Annotated in this window: 8 protein-coding genes and 2 pseudogenes; all 10 read right to left on the reverse strand. The window is 59.7% G+C overall.

What is annotated here, in order from left to right:
• Nucleotides 1-21 precede the first annotated feature (21 nt).
• Nucleotides 22-858 (reverse strand): hydrogenase iron-sulfur subunit, encoded by an 837-nt coding sequence (locus tag ACUVTA_RS08345; protein WP_445952488.1) that lies wholly within the window; start codon nt 856-858, stop codon nt 22-24.
• Nucleotides 859-876: 18 nt separating this feature from the next.
• Nucleotides 877-1,488, reverse strand: a complete 612-nt coding sequence (locus tag ACUVTA_RS08350) for a 4Fe-4S binding protein (protein WP_445952489.1) — start codon at nt 1,486-1,488, stop codon at nt 877-879.
• Nucleotides 1,489-1,608 (reverse strand): annotated as a pseudogene (locus tag ACUVTA_RS08355) (hypothetical protein); the annotation flags it as partial.
• Nucleotides 1,578-2,210 carry an NAD(P)-binding protein gene (locus tag ACUVTA_RS08360; protein WP_445952495.1) on the reverse strand — a complete coding sequence of 211 codons (633 nt, stop codon included), beginning with the start codon at nt 2,208-2,210 and terminating at the stop codon, nt 1,578-1,580. The pseudogene ACUVTA_RS08355 and the gene ACUVTA_RS08360, both read right to left, overlap by 31 nt.
• 347 nt (nt 2,211-2,557) lie before the next feature.
• Nucleotides 2,558-3,118 carry an HD domain-containing protein gene (locus tag ACUVTA_RS08365; protein WP_445952490.1) on the reverse strand — a complete coding sequence of 187 codons (561 nt, stop codon included), beginning with the start codon at nt 3,116-3,118 and terminating at the stop codon, nt 2,558-2,560.
• 11 nt (nt 3,119-3,129) lie between these two features.
• Nucleotides 3,130-3,432, reverse strand: coding sequence for a TIGR04076 family protein (locus ACUVTA_RS08370; RefSeq protein WP_445952491.1), 303 nt, complete (start codon nt 3,430-3,432; stop codon nt 3,130-3,132).
• A gap of 39 nt (nt 3,433-3,471) precedes the next feature.
• A pseudogene (locus ACUVTA_RS08375) lies at nt 3,472-3,762 on the reverse strand (TlpA family protein disulfide reductase); the annotation flags it as partial.
• Between the two features lie 12 nt (nt 3,763-3,774).
• Nucleotides 3,775-3,984: a hypothetical protein gene (locus ACUVTA_RS08380; protein WP_445952492.1), complete on the reverse strand. Its 210-nt coding sequence runs from the start codon at nt 3,982-3,984 to the stop codon at nt 3,775-3,777.
• A gap of 31 nt (nt 3,985-4,015) precedes the next feature.
• Nucleotides 4,016-4,864: a 4Fe-4S binding protein gene (locus ACUVTA_RS08385; RefSeq protein ID WP_445952493.1), complete on the reverse strand. Its 849-nt coding sequence runs from the start codon at nt 4,862-4,864 to the stop codon at nt 4,016-4,018.
• A 46-nt stretch (nt 4,865-4,910) separates the two neighbouring features.
• A complete protein-coding gene (locus ACUVTA_RS08390) occupies nt 4,911-5,069 on the reverse strand; it encodes a CD1871A family CXXC motif-containing protein (RefSeq protein ID WP_445952494.1) in 159 nt (52 codons plus the stop codon).
• Nucleotides 5,070-5,161 lie beyond the last annotated feature (92 nt).

Raw genomic sequence — 5,161 nt, forward strand, 5'->3', positions numbered from 1 at the left:
TTAAAATTACCTTCAGCTTACTCATAGCGCCCCTCCCAGAGAAACCGGCCCCAACCGCCGCAGGCTCTTATCCATTTCCGCAATCGCTTTCGCCAGTTCGCGCCACATCGGCACCCCGATGTACTTCCATTTGAGCCGTCCTTCAAAACCCATTTGGTGCATTACCGCGCTCAAGAGCGCCACCCTCCTAGCGGTCATGTAGTTACCCGAGCCGTGGTGGCAGTTCTTCGGCGGGCAGCCGGCAATGATGATCCTGTCCACCCCGCGCTTATAAATCTCGAGAAGGAGCCCGGCGTTCACCAAGGAAGAGCAGCGGATCCTGATACTCCGGAAGTTCTGGTGCGGGATCTTGTGACCGTAAATGCCCATCAGATCGGCCGACGCGTACGAGCACCAGTAACAGAAGAGCCCCAGAATCTTCGGCTCGCCATCCGGCACGCCCGCAAAAGCCACCTCCACCTGCCGGAGGATCTGCTCGGCCGCGAAATTCCGGAGCCGGATGGCCCCGCTCGGGCAGACAGAGGCGCAGAGCCCGCATCCCTGATAGAAAGCCGGATCGACCGCCGCGCCGTTGTCTGTGACCTTAATGGCTGCGTGCGGGCAGACTGCTTCGCAAATTCGGCAGCGGGAACAAGCGGCTGCATTCACCTCCGAAATAAACTTCGGCAACTCTTTTTCGCCCCTGGCCAGGTGGTTGAGCGCCTTCAGCGCCGCGGCGCTCCCCTGCTCTACGCTCTCCTGGACCAGCTTCGGCCCCACCACCGCGCCGGCAACATACACCCGGTCAATGAATGATTCAGTAGGCCGCAGGAGGCGCGGTTGGATTTCGAGCGGGTAGCTGTGCTTGTCGGTCTTCACTTTCAGCTTGTCGATTAGCTAGTTTCCTTCGGGAAGCAGGGCCTCCGCCAAAACCAGCAAATCGGCCTCGCGTTCCTGGGTTTCGCCGTTAGGACTCACCAGCTCAATTTTCAGGCCCGCCTCACTCTCCGTCACCCGGACAACTTCGCCGTTGACAAACTCGACGGCGTCCTGCGCTTCGTTGTAAAACTGCTCGAAGGCCCGCCCGTAAGTCCTGATGTCGCCGAAGTAAATCATGGTAACCTCGACATCGGGGCGCATGGCCAGCACCTGGTTCGCCTGCTTGACGGCGAAGCTGCAACAGTTCCGGGAGCAGTAAGGCACTCCGATCTGGATTTCTTTATTTTTTATCCGGGAAGCGCCGCAGAGCATAAAGACAACCCGCTCCGGCGGGCCTCCTTCCCGGTTGAGGCGGGCCGCAATAAGTCTTTCCATCTCCATACTCGAGAGAACGTTGGGTGAACCATAATTGAGGTAAGTAAGAGTACTCAGGTCGTAGGATTTAAAACCGGTAGCGAGGATGACCGCACCAAAGGTATCCTCCAGGATTGCCGGCGCTGCTTCCAGATTGATGGCGCGCGTCGGGCAGACTTTCAGGCACTCGCCGCACCTGGTGCAGGCGTCAGGCAAAAGCGTGTAGGCGTCAGGAATAGCGAGCCGGTACTCTTTGTCAATGGCCTTCCGCTTCTTAGGCCCGTACTCGTAGCTATTCGGAACTTCTACCGGGCAGACCGCCGCGCACTTACCGCAGGCGACACACCGCTCCGGATCAACGAAGGCCGTTCCTTTTTGATCCGCACCCGGAAGTTCCCGTTCTCCGGAATAATTTCTTCAACTTCGCTTGCGGTAAGGAGGGTGATGTTGGGGTGGAAGAAGACCTTTCTTCCCTGGACCGGAGCCAGACAATCACTCACGCACATCGCCGGCCAGCTCTCGCTCTGAGCTAAATAAGGAATTTGGCAGAAGTGCCCGCCCAAGTACGGCTTCTTTTCTACCAGCACCACCTGGGTCCCCGCCAGCGCGAGGTCGGAGGCCACCTGCATCCCGGCGGGCCCACCGCCGATACCGAGTCCTTTCGGTGCGAGTTTCACCGGGGGCGGCACCGGAAGGTTAGTGAGCAGCTTCGCGTGGGCCATGCGGAGCATATCGAGCGCTTTAAGGGTCAGGTCCCCGTCATGGATCCAGACGCACTGCTCGCGGATGTTGGCCACCTCGAACATGGCGTGGTCAAGGCCCATTTCCTTAAGCCACGCGGCAATCCGGTCCTCGCTGAAGGTAAGCGAGGAACGCGAGGAACGCTCGGCGAAAAGGAGCCGGTCGCAGCCGCGGCAGGCTTCCTTCGCCTGCGCCATACCTTGAGCGCTACAGAGGCGGTCGGTGGTGAAAACCACGGCAACACCTTCCAGCTCTTTGGCCTTCTGCGCCAAAAAACCCGTATCGATTTTTTCGGAGATTTGGCCGCCGCAGGTGCAGATGAAGACGCCGACCTTCGGGGCTGAGGAGGACTTGTCCCTCTTTAGACTCTCCTCTGGTCAGCGTTTTTTGGCCGGAAGGTAAAAGAGAAGCTTTTTATTTATCATCCGCTTGATAATCCCACATGTCAAGGAGAAAAAGGCAAATTTAGAGATTAAGTGCCAGTTGCATGGTTTTAGATAGTTACCAGCCCCCGGGCTACCGTTTAGCAAAAGCACCTTCCCGGTTAATCTACTACCTTACCGGCGCCAAAACGCTCGCGCCACGCCTCGAACCGGGCCACCTTCTCCGGCCCGAATTTGGCCAGGCTCCGCTTAATTTCCGCCGGGGTTTTCTTGCGGGTGAGCTGACCCTTATCCTTGGAAAAAAACTTGTCGGCAAAACAGATGATCTCCTCTTCCAGCGTCACCGGGACCATGTCTCGCGCAGGAAGAGGAAGCCGCCGCGTTTCAATCTCCGCCCGCGTGATCCCTACCCCTACGTGCCGCTCGCAGACGAGGGCGTGGCGCGGCAACCCTTCTTTTTCCAAGAGTTCCCGGCCAAGGTAGCCGTGGCAGATGTAGGGATGGGGACCGTAACAGCCGATCTCTGGGAAATGGGTTAAGAAAATACCGATGTCGTGGAGAAGCGCCGCTTCCTCAATGAATTTCAGGTCGGGGCCAAGGTGGGCAACTCTCGCCGCCACCGCCAGTGCCTGTTGGGCGACCAGACGGCTGTGCGTTACCAAAATCGCGTACAGCTCGGAATCCGGATCGTAATACTTCCGGATGACCGTCAGCGGATCCACGCCGTTCCCTCCTACCGTAATGGCTCTACCCGAAAGACCACCGTGCCGCCGCCCGTCAAATCACACGGATCGGGGCACTGCAGATAGGCAGCGTCCCCCGCGCGCGCCAGGCCCAGCACCACCGGCGCGACACCGCGGCTGAGCGCCACGTAATAAGGGAGGATTACCGCGAGCGCGTGCAGGCACAAGGGCTGCCCCGCCATAAGCTTAAAACCCGCCGCAATCGTGAAACTGTCGCCTTCCCGGTACACCGGGCATCTGCCTTTCACCGCTACCACTGTTACCATGAGATCGCGTGCCTTTTGCGCTCCCATGCCTGCGCCCCCACACCGCGCCGCAACAATTTCGGGGCCTTATTTACCAAGCGCGGCGGCCAGCACTTCGAATTCCCTAAGCTTCTGCTGGTTCCAACCCACGCTCGTATGCCGGATCAAGCCCGCCTTATCGATCCAGACCGTATGGGGGATGCTCATCACCCCGTAAGCCGCAGCAGCATCGCCACGGCTATCAATAAGCACCGGGAGAGAAAGCCGCATTTTTTCCAAAAACGTAGCTGTAGGGCCCTCTTCCTGCGTGACCAAAAAGACCGCGATCCCCTGGCTCTGCCACTTCGGTAAATACGGCTGCAACTGCAGCACTTCTTGGACACAACTGGGTCAGCCGGGGCTAAAGAAGATTAGGACCACCGCCCGCCCCCCAAAATCGCCCGGGACGCGGACCTCTTTCCCTTCCCCCAGGAGCGACGCCGTGAAGGCCGGTGCCCGGTCACCGCGCGTCTCCGGCGGCCTACCGGTAAACCGGCAACCCCACAGGTCCGCGAGAAGCACCACCGCTATAAGTACCGCGGCCATCTTGACCAGTTTCATTCCCGCCCCTCACCCCTCCCGCAGAGTATCGCTATAATCTATCCAGGCACCGGGTTCCGCTAAAATCTTCGCAACGCCAGCGTTCCTTTCCTGCCGCCCCGTTCCAGGTAAACCTGAGCGCCCCCACGGGGCAGGTCTGGACGCACTCTAGGCACCGGAAGCAGTCAGGATGGTTCGGGTTTTTATCTACCGGCACCCCGACCGGGCAGACCTCACGGCAAAGACCGCAACCGGTGCAGCGCGAAGCATCCCGCTCGAGCCGCCACAGGCTTACCCCGTTGCAAAGCCCGTAGAAAACGCCGAGGGGACAGGCGGTGCGGCAGAAGACGCGGTAGATAAAAAGCATCAGCGCCAAAAAGCCCGCGAGCACCGCCACCTTCCAAACGAAGAGCCAGCCGGCAAGCGCCCGCAGCTCCGGCCGCACCAGCACCAGCACCAGCCCGGCTTCGAGCGTGCCTGCCGGGCAGAGGTACTTGCAGAAGTAAGGTGCCGCCAATCCCGCTTTGTCTACCCACAAAACCGGTAACAGCACGGTCAGGAGTAACACTGCGTACCTTAAGAGTCCGTAAACGCCCGGGAGGCGCCAGCGGGCCCGCCTCCCGGCAAGCAACTCCTGCAGGAGGCCGAAGGGACAGAGCCAGCCGCAGAAAAGGCGCCCGGCCGCAAAGCCGGTTAACAGCAAAAAACCGCTCACGTAAAGGCTAACCGCACGGGTGGCCGCGAGGAACCCCTGGAAGGCGCCGACCGGGCAGGAGAAAAAGGCCGCCGGGCAGGAGTAGCAGTTAAGGAAAGGAACACAGAGGGCCTTGGCCGGTCCCCGATAAATAGTGGCCGCGAGCAACCCCGGCCAGTAGCCGTTGGCCAGGATAAACGTAGCCAACTGCGAGGACCGGCGCAAGCGGCGTAATTTGCCGCTACACAGCGCACTACCCAAGGCCGATGCACTCCAGGCAGATGCGCGCTCCCTTGTGGAGCAGCGCCAGCGCCTCGTGCCGTTCCAGACCCACCACAAGCAGGAAAAGACCGAAGATAACGCCCGCCAGGGCCATCCTTCTACCCTGCAAACGCACGCTAAACCGGTGCATGGATACCCCCCCTTCACTATGATAGCATAAAGTCTTATGTTAGTGTAAAGTTACTGTAGGAATCTTTGGAGGGTATGAGGGAGGAGAAAACG

The sequence above is a fragment of the Thermodesulfitimonas sp. genome, from assembly GCF_052743955.1.

Coding starts and splice junctions, on each gene's coding strand:
- ACUVTA_RS08370 (WP_445952491.1), bottom strand. CDS start 3,432: ATGGGAGCGCAAAAGGCACGCGATCTCATGGTAACAGTGGTAGCGGTG.
- ACUVTA_RS08390 (WP_445952494.1), bottom strand. CDS start 5,069: ATGCACCGGTTTAGCGTGCGTTTGCAGGGTAGAAGGATGGCCCTGGCG.
- ACUVTA_RS08380 (WP_445952492.1), bottom strand. CDS start 3,984: ATGAAACTGGTCAAGATGGCCGCGGTACTTATAGCGGTGGTGCTTCTC.
- ACUVTA_RS08360 (WP_445952495.1), bottom strand. CDS start 2,210: ATGGCGCAGGCGAAGGAAGCCTGCCGCGGCTGCGACCGGCTCCTTTTC.